This window comes from Ensifer adhaerens (genome assembly GCF_000697965.2).
GTDB classification, from domain to species: domain Bacteria; phylum Pseudomonadota; class Alphaproteobacteria; order Rhizobiales; family Rhizobiaceae; genus Ensifer; species Ensifer adhaerens.
On sequence record NZ_CP015881.1, the window covers coordinates 949713 to 974163 of the forward strand.

At 61.7% G+C, this 24451-nt stretch carries 21 protein-coding genes; 10 read left to right on the forward strand and 11 right to left on the reverse strand.

From position 1 onward, the window contains the following. Nucleotides 1-7: 7 nt before the first annotated feature. From FA04_RS23965 to FA04_RS23985, 5 genes are all read right to left on the reverse strand, one after another. Complete coding sequence (locus tag FA04_RS23965) at nucleotides 8-1054, reverse strand: putative FMN-dependent luciferase-like monooxygenase (RefSeq protein WP_034797947.1); 1047 nt, start codon at nucleotides 1052-1054, stop codon at nucleotides 8-10. Nucleotides 1055-1081: 27 nt separating this feature from the next. Continuing rightward, nucleotides 1082-2722, reverse strand: coding sequence for a dipeptide ABC transporter ATP-binding protein (locus tag FA04_RS23970; protein ID WP_034797949.1), 1641 nt, complete (start codon nucleotides 2720-2722; stop codon nucleotides 1082-1084). Beyond that, entirely contained in the window at nucleotides 2719-3600 is an 882-nt protein-coding gene (locus FA04_RS23975) for an ABC transporter permease (protein WP_034797950.1), read from the reverse strand. Before FA04_RS23975 ends, FA04_RS23970 begins: the two co-directional genes overlap by 4 nt. Next, nucleotides 3597-4541: an ABC transporter permease gene (locus tag FA04_RS23980; protein ID WP_034797951.1), complete on the reverse strand. Its 945-nt coding sequence runs from the start codon at nucleotides 4539-4541 to the stop codon at nucleotides 3597-3599. Before FA04_RS23980 ends, FA04_RS23975 begins: the two co-directional genes overlap by 4 nt. A gap of 66 nt (nucleotides 4542-4607) precedes the next feature. Then, on the reverse strand, nucleotides 4608-6245 hold the full coding sequence (locus FA04_RS23985) for a TIGR04028 family ABC transporter substrate-binding protein (protein ID WP_034797954.1): 1638 nt from the start codon (nucleotides 6243-6245) through the stop codon (nucleotides 4608-4610). Between the two features lie 331 nt (nucleotides 6246-6576). On the opposite strand from FA04_RS23985, the gene galE reads away from it, so the two are divergent. Beyond that, complete coding sequence (gene galE / locus FA04_RS23995) at nucleotides 6577-7563, forward strand: UDP-glucose 4-epimerase GalE (protein WP_034797957.1); 987 nt, start codon at nucleotides 6577-6579, stop codon at nucleotides 7561-7563. 55 nt (nucleotides 7564-7618) lie between these two features. Here the strand turns inward: galE and FA04_RS24000 are convergent, their stop codons facing one another. The 4 genes from FA04_RS24000 to FA04_RS24015 all read right to left on the reverse strand — a co-directional run bounded on the left by FA04_RS24000 (nucleotide 7619) and on the right by FA04_RS24015 (nucleotide 11941). Continuing rightward, complete coding sequence (locus tag FA04_RS24000) at nucleotides 7619-8635, reverse strand: acyltransferase family protein (protein WP_034797959.1); 1017 nt, start codon at nucleotides 8633-8635, stop codon at nucleotides 7619-7621. After that, nucleotides 8632-9915, reverse strand: a complete 1284-nt coding sequence (locus tag FA04_RS24005; RefSeq protein ID WP_034797961.1) for an O-antigen ligase family protein — start codon at nucleotides 9913-9915, stop codon at nucleotides 8632-8634. The genes FA04_RS24000 and FA04_RS24005 overlap by 4 nt, the downstream gene beginning before the upstream one ends. A gap of 8 nt (nucleotides 9916-9923) precedes the next feature. Then, nucleotides 9924-11195 (reverse strand): polysaccharide biosynthesis/export family protein, encoded by a 1272-nt coding sequence (locus FA04_RS24010; protein ID WP_034797963.1) that lies wholly within the window; start codon nucleotides 11193-11195, stop codon nucleotides 9924-9926. 65 nt (nucleotides 11196-11260) lie between these two features. After that, entirely contained in the window at nucleotides 11261-11941 is a 681-nt protein-coding gene (locus tag FA04_RS24015; RefSeq protein WP_034797965.1) for a sugar transferase, read from the reverse strand. A gap of 751 nt (nucleotides 11942-12692) precedes the next feature. Here FA04_RS24015 and FA04_RS24020 point away from each other — a divergent pair. Continuing rightward, nucleotides 12693-12971, forward strand: a complete 279-nt coding sequence (locus FA04_RS24020; protein WP_034797967.1) for an exopolysaccharide production repressor protein — start codon at nucleotides 12693-12695, stop codon at nucleotides 12969-12971. 227 nt (nucleotides 12972-13198) lie between these two features. Further along, nucleotides 13199-14215, forward strand: coding sequence for a glycosyltransferase family 2 protein (locus tag FA04_RS24025; protein WP_034797969.1), 1017 nt, complete (start codon nucleotides 13199-13201; stop codon nucleotides 14213-14215). Nucleotides 14216-14303: 88 nt separating this feature from the next. Here FA04_RS24025 and FA04_RS24030 read toward each other — a convergent pair whose 3' ends face one another. Beyond that, nucleotides 14304-15251: a polysaccharide pyruvyl transferase family protein gene (locus FA04_RS24030; protein WP_034797971.1), complete on the reverse strand. Its 948-nt coding sequence runs from the start codon at nucleotides 15249-15251 to the stop codon at nucleotides 14304-14306. 86 nt (nucleotides 15252-15337) lie between these two features. Continuing rightward, nucleotides 15338-16303, reverse strand: coding sequence for a glycosyltransferase family 2 protein (locus FA04_RS24035; RefSeq protein ID WP_034797973.1), 966 nt, complete (start codon nucleotides 16301-16303; stop codon nucleotides 15338-15340). Nucleotides 16304-16424: 121 nt separating this feature from the next. Between FA04_RS24035 and FA04_RS24040 the strand changes: the two genes are divergently transcribed. The 7 genes from FA04_RS24040 (at nucleotide 16425) to FA04_RS24070 (ending at nucleotide 24450) form a co-directional block, all read left to right on the forward strand. Further along, nucleotides 16425-17909 carry a lipopolysaccharide biosynthesis protein gene (locus FA04_RS24040; RefSeq protein ID WP_034797975.1) on the forward strand — a complete coding sequence of 495 codons (1485 nt, stop codon included), beginning with the start codon at nucleotides 16425-16427 and terminating at the stop codon, nucleotides 17907-17909. A 408-nt stretch (nucleotides 17910-18317) separates the two neighbouring features. Beyond that, nucleotides 18318-19433 (forward strand): acyltransferase family protein, encoded by a 1116-nt coding sequence (locus FA04_RS24045; protein ID WP_156553055.1) that lies wholly within the window; start codon nucleotides 18318-18320, stop codon nucleotides 19431-19433. Nucleotides 19434-19435: 2 nt separating this feature from the next. Next, a complete protein-coding gene (gene exoK / locus FA04_RS24050; RefSeq protein ID WP_034797993.1) occupies nucleotides 19436-20218 on the forward strand; it encodes an endo-1,3-1,4-beta-glycanase ExoK in 783 nt (260 codons plus the stop codon). A 92-nt stretch (nucleotides 20219-20310) separates the two neighbouring features. Beyond that, nucleotides 20311-21534, forward strand: a complete 1224-nt coding sequence (locus FA04_RS24055; protein WP_034798068.1) for a glycosyltransferase family protein — start codon at nucleotides 20311-20313, stop codon at nucleotides 21532-21534. Beyond that, nucleotides 21531-22511 (forward strand): glycosyltransferase family 2 protein, encoded by a 981-nt coding sequence (locus FA04_RS24060; protein WP_034797997.1) that lies wholly within the window; start codon nucleotides 21531-21533, stop codon nucleotides 22509-22511. Before FA04_RS24055 ends, FA04_RS24060 begins: the two co-directional genes overlap by 4 nt. After that, nucleotides 22508-23434 carry a glycosyltransferase family 2 protein gene (locus FA04_RS24065; protein WP_034798001.1) on the forward strand — a complete coding sequence of 309 codons (927 nt, stop codon included), beginning with the start codon at nucleotides 22508-22510 and terminating at the stop codon, nucleotides 23432-23434. The genes FA04_RS24060 and FA04_RS24065 overlap by 4 nt, the downstream gene beginning before the upstream one ends. Beyond that, nucleotides 23434-24450, forward strand: coding sequence for a glycosyltransferase family 2 protein (locus tag FA04_RS24070; protein ID WP_034798004.1), 1017 nt, complete (start codon nucleotides 23434-23436; stop codon nucleotides 24448-24450). Before FA04_RS24065 ends, FA04_RS24070 begins: the two co-directional genes overlap by 1 nt. Nucleotide 24451 lies beyond the last annotated feature (1 nt).

A 24451-nucleotide genomic window follows, 5' to 3' on the forward strand; every position in this document is an offset into this window, starting at 1 on the left:
GTCCGTTTCAACCGACGGCGCCGAAACGCCGGGCATGGAATTTCTCCTGCGGCGACCAGCCGAGCGCCGGAGCGACCTTGGTGGCGATGAGCTCGATGGAGCGCAGAATCAATGGGTGCGGCGGATCAACGGAATGAACCTGGAACACCAGATCGGTGACACGCTCCAGCGTCTCATCTGCGCTGAGACTGGCGATGACGTCGTCAACGGAGCCGACATGTACGTCGAAGGCCGCAATCAGATCGGCAAGCGAATTGCCGGGAACTGTATGACCGCTAGCGATCAGTCGTTCCGCACCCCGTCTCAACCCAACCTCGGCAAGCCGCAACGCTTCGGCGCGGCTGTCGGCAACGAACAGGCTGCGTGAACCGAGGATACGCGGCGCGCGGCCGGAAGGAAGCGCATGCAGATAGGCGTCGATGATCGGGTTTTGCAACTCCGCCAACGAAGCGTGCGGATTGTCTTCTGGCCGCGGTTGGGTGCGTGACAACATCAGGCCGTCGCCGGCCCGCCCAGCCCGCTCGCCACCCGCCACCGAAAAGGTTGCCTGCCAGATACGGCCGAGCAGTTGCGGCGCTGACGGGTAGAGGCGATCTCCGCCTGGAAGGCCACGACCTGCCCAAGCGTCGAGAACCGTTTGGAGATGCCTGCCGAAGATCGCGCCGCGATCGGCGCTTTCCAGGCCAAAGGCCGTGAAGGAGGACGGCGTGCCGCCGGTCCCGAACCCGACCTCCAGTCGCCCGCCGGAGAGCAGATCGAAAACGGCGGCGTCCTCGGCCACCCGGATCGGATTTTCGAGCGGCAGCGTAATGACACCGGTCCCGAGGCGGATGCGCGTCGTCTCCGCGGCGACATGGGCAAGGAAAACCAGGGGCGCCGGAAGGCCGCCTTCGTCCGCGTGGAAATGGTGCTGCGCGACCCAGGCCGTGTCGAAGCCGAAACGCTCGGCGGTGACGATCTGCTCCTTTGCGTAGTAGTAGCGGGTGCCCGCCTGAACGTCGTCGAGCAGTCGGGTAAAAAAGCCGAGGCGTTTGCGTGGCGTCGTCTCAATCATGGTCGGTCCTGTCTGTAGTCCGCTGCTTCAGGCCGCAGCCCGGCGGTTGCGTCCGGGAATGGCAGTGATCAGCTCACGGGTGTAATCGCTGCGAGGGTTTTCGAAGACGTCGGAAACGGTTCCGCCGTCGACCAGCCGCCCATCCTTCAGAACCGAAACGGTGTCCGAGATCTGACGCACCACGGCGAGGTCGTGGGAAACGAAGAGGTAGGTGAGCCCGAGGTCGCCCTGCAGTTCGTCCAAGAGGTCGAGAATGCGGGCCTGCACGCTGACGTCGAGTGCGGAAACCGCTTCGTCGAGCACAACCAGTTGCGGATCGAGCACGAGCGCCCGGGCGATGGCAACACGCTGGCGCTGGCCGCCGGAAAGCGCATGGGGCCGCCGTGCAAATGCGTCCTCAGGCAAACCGACGCGGCCAAGGATCGCCCTTGCCTTCTCCTCACGATCAGAACGTAGAAGTCCCGGGTAATTCGTCAGCGGCTCGGTCACGATCTGCAGCACGCTTTGACGCGGGTCCAGCGAGCCGTAGGGATTCTGGTAAACGAGCTGGACCTTGCGGCGGAACTGCCGAAGCCCTTCTCCGCTCAGGCCCGAGACATTGGTGCCGTCGATCTCAATCCGGCCGGCCGTCGGCCTGTCAAAGCCGACGATGTTGCGGATCGTCGTCGTCTTCCCAGAACCGGATTCCCCGACGATCGCATGTGTCGTTCCGCGCCGGACGCGGAAGCTCAGGTCGTCGACGGCGCGTAGCGGGGATCCGCCGTCCTTGCGAACGAATTCGCGGACAAGGCCCTCGACGACGACGATATCGTCTGGAGCCTCCGCAACGGGTGGTCGAACCGTTGCCAACCTCGGGGGGGCGGTAAAGGATGGCGCGTCCGAAAGCAGTTGTTTCGTGTAGGGACTGCGTGGTGCGGCCAGAATAGCGCCCGTTGCGCCCTGCTCCTGGATCCGGCCGCCCTGTAGGACGACGATCCGATCGGCTCGGTCGGCGGCAACACCGAGATCGTGGGTCACCAGAAGCACGGCCGTACCATATTCCGTTCGCAACTCGTCGATGAGATCAAGAATGCGCTTCTGGACTGTGACGTCGAGCGCGCTGGTCGGCTCGTCGGCGATGATCAGCTGCGGCTTCAGCGCAATCGCAATCGCAATCAAGACCCTTTGGCGCATGCCGCCCGACAGTTCATGCGGATACTGCCGCGCCCGAAGTTCCGGCTCGCTCAAGCCGACGCGGGCCAGAAGAGAGAGCACCCGGGCCTCGATCTCGTCGGATCGCAGCGCGCCGTGGATGCGGAACATCTCGCCGAGTTGCGAGCCGATCGTCTTGACCGGGTTGAGCGAACTTCCCGGATCCTGAGGCACGAGGCTGATCCTCGCGCCGCGCACCGTGTCCAGTTGCCGATCCGTCCAGCGGGCAATGTCGGTTCCATTCAGCTTGATGGTGCCGCGTTCCACTCGGCCATTCGCAGCGAGCAGACCGATGATCGACTGTGCGGTCGTCGTCTTGCCGGAACCGGATTCACCGACAAGGGCCACAACCTCACCTGGATTGATGCGAAACGAAACGTCATGAACGGCGCGGCGTTCGCCGCTGCTGTCAGCGTAGGCAATGCAAAGATCCTCGACCTCGAGAACGGGGGGAAAAGGTCCAGGTATGACGGTCATGCTGCGGCCCTCCCGAAAGATTGGCTGACGCGATTGGCAGCCAGCACGACGAGGACAACCACGATGCCGGGCGCGGTGGTCAGCCACCATGCGGTCGAAATGTAATTGCGCCCCTCGGCGATCAGCAGCCCCCATTCCGGGGTCGGCGGCGGCGCGCCGTAGCCGAGAAATCCGAGCGTCGAAATCTGCAGTACGGCCGATCCGAATTGCAGCGCGGCAAAGGCGACGACCGAGGTTAAGGAATTCGGCAGAATATGGCGCCACAGAACCGAGGCGAAGGTCCCGCCACTGCCGAAGGCCGCCTCGACATAATCGCTGCGACGCACGCGCACGACTTCCGCCCGCGCCAGCCGGGCAAAGCCTGCGACCGAGGTGACCCCAACAGCGATTGCCGCGTTCACAGTTCCAAAGCCGAGCAGGATAATGATGCTGAGCGAAAGCAGCAGCGGAGGGATCGACAGGAGCACGTCGACAACGCGCATGATCGCATCGTCGAAGCGACGCCGCACCGAACCAGCGACGACGCCGAGACCGGTGCCAACCGCAAGTCCCAGCCCAACGGCGACAAAAGCACCTGTCAGGGAATGAACGGCCCCGTAGACGATGCGCGCATAGAGATCGCGCCCGAGCGCATCGGTTCCGAGCAGATGATCGGCGCTCGGCCGCTGCAACTGCGCGCCACCGACGCCCTCAAGCGGGTTGTAGCCTGTGAAGAACGAGGGGGCGACCGCCCAGAGGAAAACAGAACCGAGGATAAGCCAGGAAAGGGCCAGTCCTACGGGTACACGGCGCAGCCGCGATGCCGCGCCAGAACGCCGCTCGCTCTTTGCCCTTGGCGCCGCAATAGCGTCATCGCGAAGCGTATCGAAGGTCGTCATGCAACGGCTCCCGTTTTGGTCCTGAGGCGTGGGTCGAGCACCGGATAGAGCAGGTCCACAGCGAGATTGATGATCACGAAGGCCAGCGCAGACAGAACGACGATCGCCTGAAGCACGGCTGCGTCCTGGCTGCCCACGGCGCGTTCGGTCAGCCCGCCAATGCCGTTCAGCCCGAAGACGGTCTCGGTCACCACGGCCCCGGCAATCAGTTCGCCGAACAACACGCCGGCAATCGTCAGCGTCGGAAGCAGCGCGTTCTTCGCGACGTGCCGCCAGAGAACCCAAAGGCGAGTGGCGCCCTTTGCCCGCGCCACGGCGACGAAGGGCCGCGTCATCACCTCGTCGATATTGCGAACGAGCACCTGCGCCAGTGGCGCGGAAATCGGCACGGCAAGCGTTGCAACCGGCAGGATCAATTCCTGCCAGGGACCAGGGTTGATGACGGGCACGAGTTTCAGGCGGAAGGAGAAGATCTGGATGAGCATGATGCCGAGCCAGAAGGTCGGGATAGAAATGAAGAGCGACGGAACCGACTGCAGCGCGCCACGCAGCCACGCAAACGGCGCGAGACTGGAGAGGAAAGCGATGACGGTCGCCAGGATCGCAGCTAGCAGGAAGCCTAGTCCCGCGAGCTTCAGCGTTGCCGGCAGATGCGCAGCAAGCAGACTTGAAACCGGAACACCGGCTTGAACCGAGTAGCCGAAGTTGCCGGCCAGGAACTTGCCGATAGTCCGCGCGTATTGCATCGGCACGGAGCTATCGACCGCATAAGAGGCGCGGATTTCGGCGACCTCTTCGGCGGTCAGGCCGAGATCGGGGTTCTGGAACTTAATGAGGATCGCATCGCCGGGCATTGCCTGCAGCAGCACGAAAGAGATCGTGAATGCGGCCCAAAGCACAAACAGAGCCTGAGCAACACGATTGAACAAATAGGCGGACATGATCCGTTCCTCGCAGGCGGATTTCAGAGACGACGGCCACCGACGTTGCGGTGGCCGTCGAACCGATCAATGTTCAGCAAGCCAGGTGCTGTAGAAGCTTGGACGCCCGACGGCCTCGAATGCCACACCCTGGACGTAGGGCGCACCTGCATAGGCCTGCGGCTCCTCGAAGATCGGGATCGCATAGGCTTGATCGACGACGTAATCCTGAACCTCGCCGGCAATCGCGAGGCGCTTCTGGCGATCCGGCTCGGACGCGAGCGCATCGAGCAGACCATTCAGCTTGGTATCGACGAAGCTCTGGACCTTGTCGCTAAGCCCGCCCTTCTGGCGCAGCACATCGCGGTTCTTCGGATAGTACTGGCTCTTGATCACATCGGGATCGGCACGGCCGACCATGGCAGGCGACACCGGCGTCTTCAGCGGATCGAGATCATCCACCGTCTTGCTGCCGCTATCGCCGGCAAGAACGCTCAGCTTGACGCCCACCTTTCCCCACTGCTGCGCGACCAGTTGCAGCGTTTCCTTGTTCTGCGGCTGCGGCAGCGATTCATAAGCCGTCAGCACCAGTTCCTTGCCGTCCTTCTGGCGCAGACCGTTGGCGGCGACCGACCAGCCCGCTTCATCGAGCAGGGCCTTGGCCTTCGCCGGATCAAAAGCGAGCTTGGCCGAGATATCCTTGTAGCCGAGGGCCGACGACGCGATGATCGAGGTTGCCTGCGGATAATTGGCAGAAAACAATGTGGTGACGATTTCCTTGGTGTCGGTCGCATGCAGCAGCGCCTGACGCACCCTGATGTCGGACACCAACGGGTTGTCTGGGCGGAAGACGACACTGTTGTTCACCCCGCGGGTGGAGGGCGCGTAGATCTGATAGTCCTGCGCCTCGACTTGGCCCTCGTCATAGGCCTGGACCTGGCGGATGAAATCCGCCTGCCCTGCGAGCAGTGCACCAATGCGCACGCTGTCTTCACCGGTGATGATGTACTTGATGCCGTCGAGATAGGCGCGGCCCTGGTGTTCGAGTTTGGCCGGGCCCCAATTGTATTCGTCGCGCGCCGTCAGGTTCAGTTCCTTGCCGATCGTCTCGCTCTCAACGACAAACGGTCCGGAGCCGATGATTTTCGTGGCGTCGCCGAGTTCTTCGAAGGGCAGTGCCAGCGTGCTTGCCGCGACCAGGCCCGAACCGATCACGGACGTTCCCTGAAGGAACCCCGGCGACGGCTTCTTGAAGTAGAATTTGACCGTCAGCGGATCGACGACTTCGCTGCGCTCGTAGTTGTTGATGACCTCGGAGACCGGCTGCTTCAGGGCTTTGTTGCCGAGGCCGAAGACGTCGTAGTTCTTGGCAACGGCAGCCGCGTCGAGCGGCGAACCATCGGAGAACGTCACGCCGGGACGGATCTTGAACGTATATTCGGTCGCATTCGCGTTGACCGTCCAGGACTCGGCGATCCAGGGCTCGATCTCCAGCGTCTTCGGGTTCTGATAGGTCAGCTTGTCGGTGATCTGGTTGAGGATGCCACCGTTCGGATAAAAGCCGCCGGCCGGCGGGTAGAGGTTCGTATGGGCCTGCTGCTCAAGATAGATCAGCGTACCGCCCTTGACCGGATCTGCCGCTTGCGCCTGCGCGTCGCTCAGAGCCAGGCCAGTGGTCGCAAGTGTGGCGAGCGTCAGTGCCAAGCGTTTCAGTTTCGTCGTCATGAGAGCCTTCCTTCAGAAATCTGGAGGCTATGGTACGACTGCGGCCGGCGTAATCAATTAAATCTAGTAAATTAATATGCTATATGTTTTACCCGAACCGAAAGAAGCATCTAGCGCGCCGTCGCCGGGGAGATAATTGTCCCTTCCCGCATTTTTCCCACCAATTTTGAAGGGCCGGGATCGACGGAAGTGTGGAAAGAAGCCCGCTGGTAACCACCGCCACATACGCGACATGGACACGTGCTTGATTGCGCGCGGCATTGACACCATTGTCGTCATCCGTTGAAAAATCTTGGCAATTTCTCTGAACCTCCCAAGGATCGTAAGCATCATGGAAAGCAATAAAGTCCTCGTCGTCGGCGGTGCCGGCTACATCGGCTCGCATACGTGCCTCGAACTCGCCAACAAGGGTTTCGAGCCTGTCGTTTACGACAACCTTTCGAACGGCCACGAAGAATTCGTCAAATGGGGCGTGCTGGAAAAGGGTGATATCCGCGACCGAAAGCGGCTCGACGAAGTCCTTGGCCGTCACAAGCCACGCGCCATCCTGCATTTTGCCGCGATGATCGAGGTGGGTGAATCGGTGAAAGACCCGGTTTCCTTCTACGACAACAATGTCATCGGCACGCTGACCCTGCTTTCGGCTGCCCTTGCCGCGGGCGTCGAAGCGTTCGTCTTCTCTTCGACCTGCGCCACCTATGGCCTGCCGGAGAGCGTGCCGATCGACGAACAGCACCGCCAGGCGCCGATCAACCCTTACGGCCGGACCAAATGGGTGTGCGAACAGGCATTGAAGGACTACGGGCAGTACAAGGGCCTGCGCTCGGTGATCCTGCGCTACTTCAACGCCGCTGGCGCCGATCCGGAAGGCCGCATCGGCGAGTGGCACGAGCCGGAGACGCATGCCATCCCGCTCGCCATCGACGCGGCCCTCGGCCGACGCCAGAGTTTCAAGATCTTCGGCACGGACTACGACACCCGCGACGGCACCTGCGTGCGCGACTACATCCACGTGCTTGATCTTGCCGACGCCCATGTGCGCGCGGTCGAATACCTGCTTTCGGGCGGCGACAGCGTCGAGCTCAACCTCGGCACAGGCACCGGCACGACCGTCAAGGAACTGTTGACGGCGATTTCCGAGGTTTCGGGACGCGAATTCCAGGTCGATCTCGTCGACCGCCGCGAAGGGGATTCGACCACCCTGGTCGCCAACAACGACAAGGCGCGCGACATTCTCGGCTGGGTTCCGAAATACGGTCTCACCGACATCACGCGCACGGCCTGGAACTGGCATTCCCGTCGTAATCAGGGTGTCTGAGATAAAGACCACGTCTGGCGCGGCGGTGATCGCCGCGCCAGACGGCTCCGATTTGTCAGGCCGTGTGCTGCACCGGCCTTGAGAAAAAGCCCGAGCGCAGCCGTGTGGCCAGCGGCTTCTCGATCAGAAGATAGGCGAAAACGCCAAGCGCGGTCCCCGCAATGACCGCCAGCAGCGCCGATGTGAGCAGCCCTATACCCATCATTCCACAAGCCTTGACCACGACCGAAATCGCAAAGGTGTGCCAGAGGTAGATCGAGTAGGATGCGCCGCCAAGCATCATCGGCAGCCTGCTGGGGCGGAACCAGCCCTGCGCTTCGAGCGCCAGCGTTCCCAAGACGAGCATGACGGCCAAAGGCCCGAGGATGAATTCGTCGAAAGGCAGGCGAAGCACGGCGACCGCCGCAAATCCTGAAAACGCGCCGGCGACAAGCATAAGGCCGGACATTGCGCCGGGCACCCTGCCTCTCAGCCACAACTCGGCGACGATCATGCCTGCCACAAATTCAAGAATGATCGGCCGCGTATAGGTGACGAAGAGCGCGCTGTCGCTGTCGACGGCAAAGCCGATGGCAACCAGCGCCGAGAAACAGCCAGCGATCGCCGGCAGCCGTCTCGACCGCGGCAACAGCAGTGTCAAGGCGAAGACCGCATAGAAGAACATCTCGTAGTTCAGCGTCCACCCCTGCACCAGCACTGGCCAGATTTCGCCGCTGCTTGGCGATCGCATGGGAATGAACAGCAGCGAGGAAAGCACATGCGCGTTGCTCAAGACAAGATTGGGAAACAGGCCAACAAGGCCGCCGATGACCATGACCGCGGTTGCGAGCCAGTAGATCGGCGCGATCCTCTGGATGCGATCGCGGAGGAAGGCGAGCGGTGACACCGGCCGCCGTTCGCTGATCACCCACATGATGAAGCCGCTGATGACAAAGAAGACGTCGACGCCGGCAGCACCAATTGCGAAGTGGTGCCCGGTGCGCTCGGCGGCATGAAAGACGACGACCCCGAGCGCTGCGACGGCCCGCAGATACTGAATGCCGTAGATCGTTGTCGTCGGGGCGCTGATCATTGATACCTCAGTCGTAGCGGGATCTCCGATACGGCCGGCGCCGGACGATCTTCGACGCTCTGGTGCGTGCGCGCTTCCGGTAAAGTCAGCTTTCCGGCGGCGAAATAGAGCAGGAACGAGCCGATGTGATAGGGGTTCATGATGTCGATTTCGACGAAGGACCGCACCAGCAGAAGCAGCGCTATGCCGAAGAGCACGGAAGATTGCGTGTCATGATCCTGCGTCAACAACCGCTTGGTATGCCCGAGCACGGTTATCAGAAGGATGCCGGACAGAAGCACGAGCCCGATCGCGCCGGTCTCCACCGTCGCTTCGATAAAGGTGTTGTGGAAGTGGAAGCCGGAGCGCGTGGCAATATAGAACTCTTCCCACAGGCGTTCGGGCTCCGAGAAGCCCTGGACCCAATAGGCCTGATAGCCGACACCGACCAGCGGTGACGACATGGCCGCCTCGATGCCCTGCTGCCACAGATAGGTCCGTCCGGTTAGGGTGGAATCCTTGCCGAAAAGCCCGAGGACAAGATCGACGCCCCCACCATAGATGGCCGCAACGGCGACCATGACACCACAGACGGCGGCGGCGAGGAAGAGCCCCTTGCGGTGTGCCGGCGACAATAGTCCGACCAACCGCATGCCCAGCCACAGCCCGATGATGACCACTGTGGTCAACACCGACGTCGCCGATTGCGAGGCAAAAAGTGAATAGGCCGACAGCAACGCGACCAGGCTGGCTGCCGCGAACCACAGGCCGCGTTCGCCAAGCGCGATCGGCGCGACAAAGGCGAAATAGATGCCGAGCGAGGCGTAGAATCCCAGCTGGTTCTTCGAGGCGAAAGCGCCGACGAAGCTGTAAGTGCCGTCGAGAGGATCGAGGTGGTAGACGCCGAAGAGGAGTGAGTAGACGAGAACGACGCCGGTTCCAGCAATCGCGCCGCGCACCAGGGTCCTGATGCCGACAACCCGCATGGCAATCAGGGCGCAGATCACGTGGGAGAGATACTGTATCCCCGTTCGCGCCGTCATACCGGGCGCCGCCGACCAGAAGACCGACAGGCAGGCGAAGATCGCAAATCCTAAGATCCAGAGGCGGATTCCGTAATTGCCGAGCACACGACGGTAATCGACCAGCACCAGCGGCAGCCACAGGCCATAGTAGAGCAGGATCGACGCCTGTCCGAAGCGCGAGGAATAGGCGAAGACGAAGAGCGATAGCGCGATCGCAACGGTGCCATAGACACCATTGCGATCGGGAGAAATCAGGCTCGCCTTCGAAATTTTCACAGCCGTTCCTACTGCGTTGCCAGGTTGGCTTCGACCTTGATCACGTCACCGGGCAATACAGGCGTATTTTCGTCGGCGGAGATCTCCGTCGGCTTTCCGTCGCGCTCGCGCATGATCGAATAGGCGATCGTCGCCTCCGCCGTATTGTCCTTCGACTGCGCGGCTTCGGCCGATTGCAGCAACGCTTCGGCCATCAAGTCGCGGCTGGTGCCGAGCTTGATCGAAAGCGTGTCGAGTTCGGCCTCGGTGTTCTGCAGGTCCTGCGCCAGCTGAGCGTCCCAATCGTTGCGAAGATTGGTTTCGTCCTGGCCCGCCTTGCTGACATCCTGTTTCGCCTTCAGCGAAGCAGTATCGATGTCGAGAAGGGCGGCCTGCAGTTCGGCTACGCGCTGCTCCAGGGACAGCTTGCGCTGGCTGAGCGCCAGGCCCTTTTCGGCGAGGCTTTCGACCTTCTCGCGGTCTTCAACGACGAGCTCGAGCTGGCGGTTCTGGGTTTCCGTCTTCTTTGCCAGCGACTGGATTTCGCTTTCGAGCAAGGACTTCAGATCGGCGAGCGACTCCAGTTGCAGCTTCTGCTTCCTGTCACGCGAGGCCATCAATGCGGTCTCGTTTGCGAGAAGCTTGTCGATACCGGGAACGCCCTGAAGGTCCTTCGGCAGTTCGATGCCATCCTTTTCGGCGATCTCAGCCTGAAGGCGGGCGCGACGGATCAGCAGCCGGTTGCGCTCGGACGTCTGGACGCTCGAATCGCCATGCGCATTTATGTAGTCGCGCGCAAAGCGCTGGCCGCTTTCCGAACGGCGCAATCCGCCGCCAAGGCTTACGGCCTTCAGCACCGTCAGATTGGGGGCAAAAGGATATTCGCCGGGCTTCTGGACCTCGCCTGCGAGGTAAACCGGGCGGTACTGCGCGAGTTCGACGGAGGCGGACGGCCGATCGCGCAGACCGAAGAGCGTCTGCATCTTCTCGCCGATCGCTTCACCGACTTCGGTCGTTGTCTTGCCCGCCGCCGGCAGGTCGCCGATGAAGGGCAAGGATAGAGCACCCGAAGGACCAACGGTGTACTCGCCGCTGACGACTGACCAGTCGCGGACAGCCCCCTCCGCGGTCTGCCATTCAGCCACGCGAATTCTCAGCCTATCCATAGTGCCGAGCTGATACTCATCGGCCCAAGCCGGAAAAGCACAAGTGAGCGCCGCGGCGATGAGAACCGCCCGGCGCAGGAAACGGGGTAGCGTGCGCGGCATGCGCGACTTTCCCGACAGATGATGTTCTCTCATTTGGGCTTCCCGAATGAAGGCGCCTTCCCGCGACCGGTCGCGCGGGCTTTCCAGGCGCTGTTTCGTCAGTAGCTGCCGCGCGAAAGGCAAACGGCGGGAATGGTTCTGACAACGATGGAGAAGTCCTTCAGCAGCGACCAGTTCTGGACGTACTGGGTATCGAACGCGATGCGGGTTGCGTAGGATACGTCGTTGCGCCCGCTGATTTGCCAAAGGCCGGTAAGACCGGGTCGGGATTGCAGGTAGTAGACGGCGGCGCTGTCGTAGAGCTCCAGTTCGTCCTCCACCACCGGGCGCGGGCCAACCATGCTCATTTCACCGCGCACGATGTTGACGAGCTGCGGCAGTTCATCAAGGCTTAGTTTGCGCAGGACACTGCCGACGACCGTGACACGCGGGTCGTCCTGCAGTTTGCGCGTCGCGCGCCATTCCTCGTAGGCGGCCGGATTGGCCTTGAGGTAGTCCTGCAGGATCCGGTCCCCATCAGGGCGCATGGTGCGGAACTTAAGGCAACGGAACGACTTGCCGTTGTGGCCGATGCGGCGGTGGCCGTAGAAGATGCTGCCGCCGTCGGAAAACTTGACCAGCGCCATGAGCATCAGGAACAGCGGGCTTAAGAAAACGAGGGCGAGGGAAGCGGCAAGCACGTCGAAGCCACGCTTCGAAACGCCACCCACGGGTGGGATTGCCGCAAACTCTGCGGCACTGAAAAACGGCGAATTGGCCGATCTGGTCGCAGACTTCATAGAGGTGACTCCATTTACGTTTGGCGATTTGTCGGTCTCCCCAGGGGGGCCTACAGCCCACACTGGGGCGCGCTCATCGTGAATAATGAACGTCCGGTAAGGATTTGCTTTTTGAAGGCGAAATAAAGGCGAGTATCCAAGCAGGGGCCAAAATGCGTATATCACCACTTTCGAATATGCAATATTTCTCGTGACAGGCGCTGCTATATTATTGCGAGTAACAGTATCACCTCGCACGTATTCCTGTATTGTTTCTGGCGAGCCAAATTACATTTCCGTCGAAGTGGCGATATCTTCGCAGGCCGATGTTTTCCTTGAGCTTCGGGAGCGTGATTTCCCCTGCTCCAAAATTAACGGTCGTCCGTATTTCCCAAATTTTGCTGCGTCGCACCAAGTCTTCGCGGCGCACACAAAGACTCGCAGCATCGTTCAAACTTGTAATAAAAGTTGATCAGCACGTGAGTGTGGCGGCAACCATCGGGCGATGCGGAGACCGTCTCCCGACGGGAGGTGGAAAATCAGCTGCCGAGCGCAGGCTCGCGTCACAATGGCGTTCGAGGCCAATCAACTGATTTTGATTCGATCGACGCTGCTCGAAACGCGACATAAAGATTTGCCTGTTTCTATGTGCCAAAGCGGCGGCTATTGCCGGTTGCAGCCGATGTCCGTCGCCAATATATTAACATTTACAGAGGAAAGGCCGATTTTGCGATGACGTCTGCAGCGATAGAACCGATTGCGAGCTAGTGCCATGTACGCACCACGCGTCTTCGTGAGTATGATCGGCGCCCTGACGGTTTTTGCGGTCGTCACCTATTTCCTCAATGGCTCTCTCACATCCACGCTTATCCAGACGGCGATCTGTGCGGTCCTCATTCAGATCGGCTATTTCCTCGCGGTCGTCTTCCTAATCTGGAGGAAAGCGCGCGAGCACGGAAAAAAAGCGGCTGAAGTGCTGCAATCGGCCAATGACGACAAGCCGGGCAGCAATAGCCACCGCCTGGACCGGCCCGGTCACTTCAATCGTTGATCGCACGGCCGGACAAGCCTGCCTCGCTTCAAAAAAATCGCCTTTGACGCGGTTGCGACATGATCGCCCTGCATGGTGCGGCCCGTTACGGCAAGATTCCATGCCGGGCTGCATGATCTAGCGGGTCGCCAATGACTCGGCTGCGTCATGCAGCGATCGAGAACTGGTGCAGTCCACTTGGCCCCTAGGCGCCGCGCTGCCCGCGAGACACGATACTGGAGGCCCCCATGACCACAGTCGCCCGGACAGATGTCTGCGTCATCATTGCTGCGAAGAATGCCGAGGCGACCATCGCCCGCGCGGTCGCGTCGGCGCTGGCCGAACAGGAAACCGCCGAAGTGATCGTGGTGGATGACGGTTCCACCGATCAGACCGTCGCCGCGGCGCGATCTGCCGACGATCACAGCGGACGGCTGACGATCGCACGCTTTGAAAGCAATCGCGGTCCTTCAGCAGCGCGCAACCATGCGATTGCCATCAGCCGCGCCCCGGTCCTGGCGATCCTCGACGCCGACGATTTCTTTCTACCCGGCAGGCTCGGCAGGCTGCTCGCAGTAGAGGAGTGGGATTTCATCGCCGACAATATCGCCTTCATGGGCGAGGCCGCAGTGACTGGTGCGGCTCCAAGGGTCGATGACTTCCCGCCACGGCCGCGCCTTCTCGGCCTCATTGATTTCGTCGAGGGCAATATTTCGCAGCCGGGCGTGAAACGTGGCGAGATCGGCTTCCTGAAGCCGCTGATGCGCCGCCGCTTCCTCGATAAGCATGGCATCCGCTATCAGGAGGTGCTTCGTCTGGGGGAGGATTATGACCTCTATCTTCGCGCACTGGCCAAAGGTGCACGCTACAAGGTCATTCAAAGCTGTGGCTATGCGGCGATCGTGCGCGGCAATTCGTTGAGCGGCAGCCACCGGACCGAGGATCTAAAGCGCCTCTACGAGGCCGACCGCGTCATACTCGCGGCAAACGACCTCGACGGTGAGGCAGCGGCTGCCGTGCGACGGCATGAGCGTCACGTGCGTGGCCGCTACCAGCACCGCCACTTCCTCGACCTCAAGAAAGAGCGCGGTGCTATGGCTGCGATCGGTTACCTCATGCGGCGCCCGGGCGCCGCGCCGGCCGTCACCGCCGGTATTTTCGCCGACAAGACGGAGCGCTTCAGGCCGCGCCAGGATGCGGCACCGGCGGGCGGAGGCGCGGCAGTGCGCTACCTTCTGCCCATCGGCGCGGAGCACGCGCGCTAGCACCACGCGTTGCGGCGTCGGCGCCACGTCGAACCATCGCGAGCGGAATACGCTCCGGCATCTCGTCCGGAGCGTCGTTTGTCACATCCTAGAAGTAGGCGCGCCGTACGGCGGCCAACGCATCCTGGAAGCGTTCCTTGCGTTCGGCGAGCCGGCTGTCGCTGCTCAATTGCGGCTCTGCGCGAGTGGCCTGCCAAAGTGCAAGCGTCGACGGCGCCGCAAGCACCTGCTTGGCCGCGCTGCGCAAGAACGTCTGACGCGGTTCTCTGGCCGCGACGATCACCTCGCCGTCGGCGGATCGCAGGTTCGCAGCCTCCGGCACGGTCTGCGCCTCGAAGCCCATGCCCCAGAAACGTGCGCCCTTGATCATGGCTTCGGTGCGGCTGGAGACCGGAACATGGCGGGGACGGTATTCGACGCCGACGGTTTTTGCCCAGTCGTTCCACTTGAAGCTGTTGATGCTGTCCGACGTCGTCACCGCCACCCAGGGAACGCGGAATGCATCGGCAAGAATCGCCCCATGCATCGATTCGGCGACAATGAACTCCGATTGCGCGATCTCGCGGATCACGCTCTTGGCCTCGCCGCGCGGGTCGATGTAGTGCATGCCGACGGTGCCGCAGGTGACGGGCCACATACCGGCGATCGCACTTTCCCAATGGGGAATGAAACTGCGCTTGTATAGCTTAGGCAGGTTCCGGAATTCCGGCATGTCGGCGACCATGACCGCAGGATCGACAATACCGCGCTCCGGCGCAAGGCCGATCTTCTCGGCTGTCAACGGCCCGCGCACGCAGCGAAGGTCCCATTCGGCGGCATCCCGCATGTCCGGCAAGCTGCCGTAGCCGAAACCGCTGCCGATAACGAGCTTGCGGACGCCATCAGGCAGCAGCGCGCGGTTGAGCACCGTGCCGACGCCGACGAGGAGGATGTCGTCATGGACATCGCGAAAACCCGGCAGCAGGAAATCCCAAAGCCAGAGGTTGAGGTCGTCGCCGAAATTGCCGTGCTGAGATTCCCAGTAATAGGGCTTCATGGGCGGTCCCTTCTTTCAAATGCGAGATAGGTTCGATGCCGCGCCTGGCGGGCTTGTTCTTCCTCCAAAAGGAGTTTCTGTCCGGATCAGCGTGAACGGGAAAACTTGCCGACGGCAAGCTCGAATGCGCTTTGCAACAGCTTGGGATCGCGCAGGACCCAACGTGCCAGCAGTCGAAACTGCGGCGACTTCCGCCGCTTCAGCCGGCGCGCCTGGCTCCAGAGCGCCTGACGACGGGCCGTGTGTTGGTAGGACTGGATCGACGCGACGGCCGATGGCTTGCGCGAAAGCCGGTGCTCAAGCGTCTCAAGGGCAACAAAGGTGTTGAACTGCTGCTGCAGGAATTGCGGCGAATCGTTGTCGATCGAGTGGAAGATGTTGATGCCCTCCCCGCGCACGGCACCGGCTGCATCGCAAAGCACGACACGATTTGCCGCCAGAATGCAGTCGCAGAAGAACAGCACGTCCTCGGCCGCGAGACGCAGCTCGGCATCAAAGCGCACCGTCTCGAAAAGCCGGCGACCAACCACCATGCAAGACAGGTGCAGGAAGCTCCAGTTCCGCAGCATGACATTGGAAAGATCGGGAATTTCGACGACAAGCGGGCTTTCCTGCAAGCGCACGACCGTATCGCTTGCCTCGAGGTCGGCGACGCCGAAATGGTAGTAGAACGCCTCGCCGCCTGTTATCGACGCCCAGTAACAGTCGGCACCAAAGCGGCTCATGCTGTCGACGGCATTTTGGAGATGATCGGTGGTCCAGAGGTCGTCGGAATCGAGGAACGCGGCGAACGCGGCGTCGGCCGGAACGTTGTCGAGCCCGGTGTTGCGCGCGCCGCCTGGACCCTTGTTGTCCTGCCGGATCACCGTCACGCGCGCCCGCTCGCCATCGGCAAGCGGCCTCAACTCCTCGTCGATCGAGTAGGGAGATTGATCGTCTATCACCAGGACATGGAAGTCTTGATAGCTTTGGGCAAAGACGGACGCGAGCGCGCGCCGAAGAATACCCGGCTCCTTCTGGTAGTAGGGAATAATAACAGTCAGCTTCGCCATCTTTTCGCCCCTGCGGTTTCTCTAAAAGAGTATTTCGTGGTCTCCTCCCACCGGGTCGCGACCTCAAATCTAGCGCTTGCCCTTTGTCGGAAATCCTTCAAAGGCATCACGGGATGCTCACATGCCTTCAAACGTAAATGCCAAGTCTGTGACTCGGAACGTCGGCTGGAGCGTCCTTTCAAAGACAGGCACATTCGGGCTGAAGTTTGTCACCGTGCCGATTCTTGCGCGTATCCTGACGCCCGAGGAGTTCGGAACGGTCGCCGTCGCGCTCACCGTCGTGCAGTTTCTGGCGATGATCGGCGGCGCCGGTCTTGCCTCCGCTCTGATCATCCAGCGCGACGAGGACATGGAACTCATCCACTCCGCTTTCTGGGCCAATCTGGTGGTTTCGCTGATGATGGCGCTTGGGCTTTTCGTCTTTGCCGAACCGCTGGCGAGCCTGCTGGGTGCGCCGGAGGCAAGCCATCTGCTCCAGATCATGAGCCTGCTCATCCCATTGCAGCTTGCCGGCGATGTTGCTTATTCACTGCTTGCCCGGCGGATGAATTTCAGCAAGGACGCGGTCTGGACCATGCTCTCCGAAATCCTCGGCGCGCTCATCGCGGTCGGGGCGGCGCTTCTCGGCTTTGGGGTGTGGTCGCTGCTCGCCCAGCTTTTCGTTTCTGCATTCATCCGTTTGGCCGGTCTCTACGCCGTCTCCGGCTATGTCCCGCGTTTCGTGTTCTCGGCACGGCGCGTACTTTCGCTCTGCCGCTTCAGCTTTGGCATGATGGGCTCCGAGATCGCCAACTTCGTCACCTTCCAATCGCCGATGGTCGTCATCAGCCGTTATCTCGGCCTTTCGGATGCCGGCGCCTATTCGGCGGCGAACCGCTTTTCCAGCATTCCGAACCAGATCGTCCTTTCAGCAGTCATGGGCGTTCTCTTTCCCGCCTTCAGCCATATGGGCGAGGATCGCCAGCGGCGCTCGCAAGCGCTGATGCTCAGCACGCAGGTCACCACCGTGCTGCTCGCGCCGATGATGTTCGGCCTCTGGGCGCTTGCCGAGCCGGCGATGCTCGTGCTCTTCGGACAGCAATGGGCCTCAGCCTGGCCGGTGCTCGGCCTGCTCGCCCTGTCGAAGGGCCTGCTGACACCCTGCAGCACCTACATTCCCTATCTCAAGGGTATCGGCCAGGGCACGACCCTCTTCTGGTGGGCGGTGATCCGGGCAATCGCCACCACTGCTGCCGTCGCCTATGCCGCGATCGGCGGATCGCTCGTCGAAGCGATGATCGCCCTCTGCCTCGTGAACCTAGCGACGCTTGTCGGCTATTCCTGGGTTGTCTTTCGCGCCGACCAGCTGCCCTTCCTGCGCGGGCTCCTGATTTCGGTGAGGCCGCTGGTCTCGGCTTTCATCATGGCTGTCGTCGTAAGGCTGCTGCTGGACCACTACGTCACGCTTCTTCCAAGCGCGGTGCTCCAGGTTCTTGTTGGCGCCGCGATCGGTGCCCTGATCTATCTGGTGCTGGTACTCGTTACCGAACGGTCGCTGCTGGCAAAGCTCACCGATATGGTTCGTTCCCGCGGTGCTTCGAGTTCGGTACCGTCCGCCGCCGAGTAACGGCTGGAATAGCGCTAAAGACTGCCCCACCCTTGCCGCATTTCGGCGAGGAATGAGGTCCGCGGCATTGTCTTAACTGAAAAACAGAAGAAAAAGCGCACAACTTTTCGGCGTTACATATGCACTTTAACAAGCAGAAGCATCAGAAAATCAGCGGCCGACAATATTCCGCAACTGACGCCCACGTCATGGTTTTTTCCCAGTCCAGGTGCGGGGATAGGCCTATTTTCCTAGTATTGCCGCGATTTCGAATGCTGCATCGCAGCAAACCAAGGCCGATTCGTTTGCTGCGGCGCCATATTTTGATCCGTCCCCGAGCCTAATCTTCTGGGTGCGGGCTCTGGTCTGCTCTGTTGAAACGGCCGCTTCTAAACGCGCTGCCAGATGGGGGTGACGGATATCGTTGATGTGAACGCGAATATCTCCTCGCGGATCAATCTGATGCGCATCGTGCTGATCTCAGGCATTGTCTTTGTGCATGTGCCTTATGATCCGGCGACCAGTCCGTATGTCGGCACCTATGGCGGCATCGACTGGTTGCGCATTTTCCTGGGCGACAGCCTCTTCCGTGTCGGCGTCCCCTGCCTCAGCGCGATTTCCGGTTATCTCCTATTCCGTCGCGGTCTCGAAAATTTCGACTATGGCCGGACGCTGAAGACCAAGGCTCGCACTGTACTTTTGCCATTCCTGTTGTGGAACCTGGCGTTTCTCGCGCTGGTTTTCGTCGCGCAGAGCAAGGACATCAGTTCGGGCTATTTGCCGGAGGTCATCGGAGCCAGCCCCAGAGAGTGGCTGAGCTTTGCCTTCGCGCTCGAGGATCTGCCGATCAATCTACCGCTCTATTTTCTGCGCGATCTCCTGCTTTGTATCGTTCTTTCGCCAGCGCTCGCCTGGCTGATCAAGCGCTATCCGGCACAGACGCTCGCCGTCCTCTTCGCCTATGCGGTGCTGCCCGTTCCGAACGGCATCTTCTTGAAGAAGACGATCCTCTTCGGGTTTAGCGCCGGCATCTACATGAGCCTGCATCGCATCGATGTCCGCAGCTTCGATCGCTTTTCCTGGCCGATTATCATCGCGTTCCTAAGCGCAGCCGTGCTCCTGTCCATCCTGCTCTATCAATTTGGCCCGAACTTTCCGGTGTGGCTCGAGATGCTGCGCAGCCTGATTGCGATTTCCGGCATCGTCGGTTCATGGGCGGTTTCGGCACTTCTCGTGCGAACCAACATCGGCGCTCAGCTTTCGCGCGGCAGCGGTCTCAGCTTCTGGATCTTCTGCACGCACTTTCCGCTGCTCGTGCTCTTCTGGATGATCTGGAACCGCTCGGACATCGGCTACTATCCGGCGTTCTACTGTGCGGTTCCGCTCATCACGATCGCCTTCCTCGCGGGCGCCTACGCTCTTTCCGCGCGCTGGCTGCCAGCCCTCACCGCCATTCTCACCGGCAGCCGGACCGGCTCCGCCCGCGACATGCGTGCGCGGACAGGGGCTGTTCGCGCCGGTCCCTCCCCCCAGCAAAGGACCTGACCATGAGATCGAAACGACCTCACCGCCTCGCCCTGCTCACCCTTGTCGCCGTCGGCCTTGCCGGTCCGGCCCTGGCCGAAGAGACCACGACGGGTGCGTCTTTCATCGACAACTTCGATACACTCGACACCGCCGTCTGGTACGTCTCGGACGGCTGGAACAATGGCGCGCATCAGAACTGCACCTGGTCGAAGAAACAGGCGAAGGTCGTCAACGGCATCGCCGAACTGACGTTTGCTGAAGGAAAATTCGGCGAGCGCAATTACGCCTGCGGCGAAATTCAGACGCGCAAGCGCTTCAGCTATGGCACCTACGAGGCGCGGATCAAGACGGCCGACGGCTCGGGGCTCAACTCCGCCTTCTTCACCTATATCGGGCCGGCCGACAAGAAGCCGCATGACGAGATCGATTTCGAAGTGCTCGGCAAGAACCCGGCAAAGGTCCAGATCAATCAATACGTCTCCGCCAAGGGCGGCAACGAGAAGCTGGTCGACGTGCCGGGCGGCGCCAACCAGGGCTTCAACGACTACGCTTTCGTCTGGGAGAAGGAGCGTATTCGCTATTACGTAAATGGCGAACTGGTCCACGAGGTCACCGACCCAGCGAAGATCCCGCCCAATCCGCAAAAGATTTTCTTCAGCCTTTGGGGAACCGATACCCTGACGGATTGGATGGGCGCCTTTGCCTACAAGGGTCCCTCGATGATGCAGGTCGACCGGGTCGCTTTCACCGCGCCGGGAGACGAGTGCCAGTTCCCCGAGTCGATCGCCTGCAAAATAAACTAGCCGACGATGGGAGCCGCGCCGGTGGGCGTGGCTCTCGCCGTTGCAAGGCGCAAAATTTGAACCGGCGCAGCCGGACAGAAAACTGGATGTTCATGCTGCAGATACTTTACTTCGCCCAGGATCTTGCCGACCCCGCCGTTCGCCGACGCGTGCTGATGTTGCTTGCCGGCGGCGCAAAGGTGACGCTTGCCGGGTTCAGGCGCGACGCAAACCCGCTGGCCGCGATCGATGGCATCGTACCTGTCGAGCTCGGCAACACCCATGACGGCCGGTTCGTCCAGCGCGTCGGTGCGATCGCGAAGAGCTGTCTCTCGCTGAAGCAGGCGCTGCGCCGCGTCGAACGTCCAGACCTGATCATAGCCCGCAACCTCGACATGCTGGCCATCGCCAGGAAGGCCGTCAGCCTCTTCGGCGGCGACGTCCCAATCGTCTATGAATGCCTCGACATTCACCGCCTGCTCCTTTCCCCCGGCATCGCTGGCAAGGCGTTGCGGACAAGCGAGCGCCTGCTCGGCCGTGACGCGCGCCTTTTGATCACCAGTTCTCCCGCCTTCGTCGAGAACTATTTCCGCCCGTTATCGGGTATCTCGGCACCGACCATGATGCTTGAGAACAAAGTGCTCGAGCTCGACGAAACCGATGCACGACCATCGGTGACCGCTGCCGCCGCACCGACACATGGCCCATGGCGGATTGGCTGGTTCGGTGCTCTGCGCTGCCGCAAATCACTTGCGCTGCTGGCGACCTTCTCGCGCCGCATGGAGGGTCGCTTCGAGATCGTGCTGCGCGGCCGGCCGGCCTATCGCGAGTTCGACGACTTCGACGGCTTCATCCGCAACGAACCTTTCATGACGTTTCACGGCCCCTATCGTAGCCCGGAAGAGCTTGGCGCGATCTACTCCGACGTGCACTTCACCTGGGCGATCGACTTCTTCGAGGAAGGTCAGAACTCCAAATGGCTGCTGCCGAACCGGCTCTATGAAGGCTGCCGCTTCGGGCGGGTGCCGATTGCACTTCGCGGCACCGAGACCGCGCGGTTTCTGGCCATACGTGGCCTTGGCGTGCTGCTCGAAGAAGCTGATGCCGACGCGCTTGCCGCACTCATGGGGTCGATGACCTCCGAGATTTACGACGCTACATCCCGGCGGATCGCGGCCTGCGCGCCGGAAACCTGGATCTTCAATCGCAGCGATTGCGAGGGCCTCGTGCGCCGTCTCTCGGCCGTCACGTCCGCCGCTCCGCCGCGCATCGCGCTGGACTTCCCGCAAGCACATCAAAACACCTCAACGCCCCAAAACGAAGGTGGATTGTCATGAGCATACGTGTCCTCATCGTCATTCCCTGCCTCAACGAGGCGGAACATCTGCAGGGCCTCGCCGAAGCCTTACTACCCGCGGCAAGGCGCCTCAACGGCGCCATCCTGATCGCCGACGGTGGCAGCACCGACGGCACCCGTGAGATCGCGGCGCGTCTTGCCGAGAAGGATCCGGCCGTGCTGGTGCTCGACAATCCGAAACGCATCCAGAGTGCTGCGATCAATCTCGCCGTCGCACGCCACGGGGTCGGTTTCGACTACATGATCCGCATCGACGCGCATGGCACCTATCCGGACGATTACTGCGAGCGCCTCGTCGAGGAGGCTCTTCTGACCGGCGCGGACTCCGTCGTCGTCGCCATGCAGACGGTTGGCTTCACGCCCTTCCAGAAGGCCACGGCCTACGCCCAGAATTCCAAGCTCGGCAATGGCGGCGCCAAGCACCGTCTCGGCGCGGCGAGCCACTGGGCCGATCACGGTCATCATGCGCTGATGCGCATTTCCGCCTTCCAGGCGATCGGCGGCTACGACGAGATCTTCAGCCACAACGAAGACGCGGAGTTCGACTATCGCTTCCGCCAGGCGGGCTATCGCATCTGGATGACCGACCGGACCAGCATGGTCTACTACCCCCGTGCCAAGGTCGGGCCGCTCTTCCGTCAGTATTTCGCCTATGGGCGCGGACGCGCACGCAATGTGTTGAAGCACCGCGCCTGGCCGAGCCTCAGGCAGTTGCTGCCGCTTGCCGTCGCTCCGGTCGCCGTCGGCGCACTGCTCGCGGTCGTCAGCTGGCTTGCGGTCGTTCCGGTCGTGCTCTGGGCTGTGGCCTGCATCGGCTACGGCATATGGATGGCGCTCGGCCAGAAGAACCCCTACGGCCCGCTCGCAGCCATCTCGGCAATGGTCATGCATTTTGCCTGGTCGGCCGGCTTCTGGCGGGAATTGCTCACCACGCGCAACCGGAGGGTGGCACCATGACCAACACCGTCGCCCGGACACAGATCGACATAGCGGTGTGCACGTTTCGCCGGCCGGAGCTTGCAGAAACGCTGCATTCCCTCGCGCTCATCACCGTGCCTGCCGATGTGGCGATCCGCATTATCGTCGCCGACAATGACGTCACGCCGAGCGCCGAGGCGCTCGTCAACCAGATGCGCCCGACCATGCCTTGCGAGATCTGCTACGTGCATTGCCCGGCGTCGAACATTTCGATCGCCCGAAACGCCTGTCTCGACAACAGCACCGGGCACTATCTCGCCTTCGTCGACGACGACGAGAGGGTGTCGAGGACCTGGCTCGTGCAATTGCTCGATACCGCCGTAACGACCGGCGCCGATGTCGTGCTCGGCCCGGTTCGTGCCGAATACACGCTGTCTGCCCCGAACTGGATGCGCCGCGGCGATTTTCATTCAACCCGGCCGGTCTGGGTCGATGGCGAGATCCGCACGGGCTACACCTGCAATGTTCTGATCGATCTCACTCGCCCGGTCGTCTTCAACAGGCGGTTCAATCTGGCGCTCGGGCAGACAGGCGGTGAGGATACGGAGTTCTTCCGCCACATGCATGCGGATGGTGGGCGTCTGGCCTATGCGCCCGATGCGCTGGTCTTCGAACCGGTACCGGAGAAACGCGCGCGACTTGCCTGGCTTGCAAAGCGTCGTTTCCGTTCCGGCCAAACCCATGGCCGGCTCTTGAGTGAACCGGGCCAAGCCGGCAGCCGAGTTGCCGAAATCGTCCGCGCGACGGCGAAATCAGGCTATTGCGCCATCGCAAGTCTTATGCTGCTCGGATCGCCGGTCGCTCGCTCGCGCTACGCGCTTCGCGCAATCATGCATGCGGGCGTCGTCAGCGGCCTCATTGGTGTGCGCGAACTCCAGCAATACGGAGCGGCGACCGCTTGATGACGCAACGCGCCCCCGACGTCAGCTTCGTCATCGCGGCCTATAATGCTGCCGACACGATCCGACGCTCCATCGACAGTGCGCTTGCGCAGACGGGCGTCGACGTCGAGGTGATCGTCGTCGACGATTGCTCAAAGGACGAGACCTGTGCGGTCGTCGAAGAACTCGCTGATCCGCGCGTGCGGCTGCTGCGACTTGCCGAGAACCGCGGGCCCGGCGGCGCGCGCAATGCCGGTCTCGAAGCGGCCCGTGGCGACTGGATCGCCATTCTTGACGCGGACGACACGGTTAGCCCTCAGCGGCTGTCGCGCATGATCGGCCTTGCTTCCTCGACCGAAGCTTCGATTGTGGTCGACAACATCGACGTCCTCAATCTCGATGGGCGGCTGGAGCGCATGTTTCCCGAAGCCGAGCTTGAGCGCCGTCGGACGCTGACGCTTGCGGCCTTCATCGGTTCCAACGTGCTTTTCCGCTCCACCTTCAATTTCGGCTACATGAAGCCGATCTTTGAGCGCCGGTTTCTGAACGAACATCGCTTGCGCTTCGAGGAAACGATCCGCATCGGCGAGGACTACATCCTGCTCGCCTCGGCGCTTGCCCATGGCGGCCGATGCGTCATCGATCCCTCGGCCGGCTATTGCTATCACATCCGCGAGGGCTCGATTTCGCGCGTGCTCGAACTGCGCCACATCGACGCGATGATGACGGCCGACCGGGAATTCCTTGCCAGGCACACGCTCGATGCCGAGGCGCTAGCGATGCAGCGCCGGCGCGACAAAAGCCTCGTCGAGGCGCACGCCTTCCTTCGCCTTGTCGAACACCTGAAATCCAAATCGTTGGCCGGAGCCACCCAGGTGGCTCTGACCAACCCCAGAGCGCTTCGGCACCTCAGAATGCCGATCGCCGTGCGATTGCGCCGGCTACTTGCGCCAATCGCACGCATGAAGCCTGCCACCTCGACGGTGGCGGCCGAACGACCCACCTCGGGCGAAAGCCCACACGTAAGTAAAGGATAAG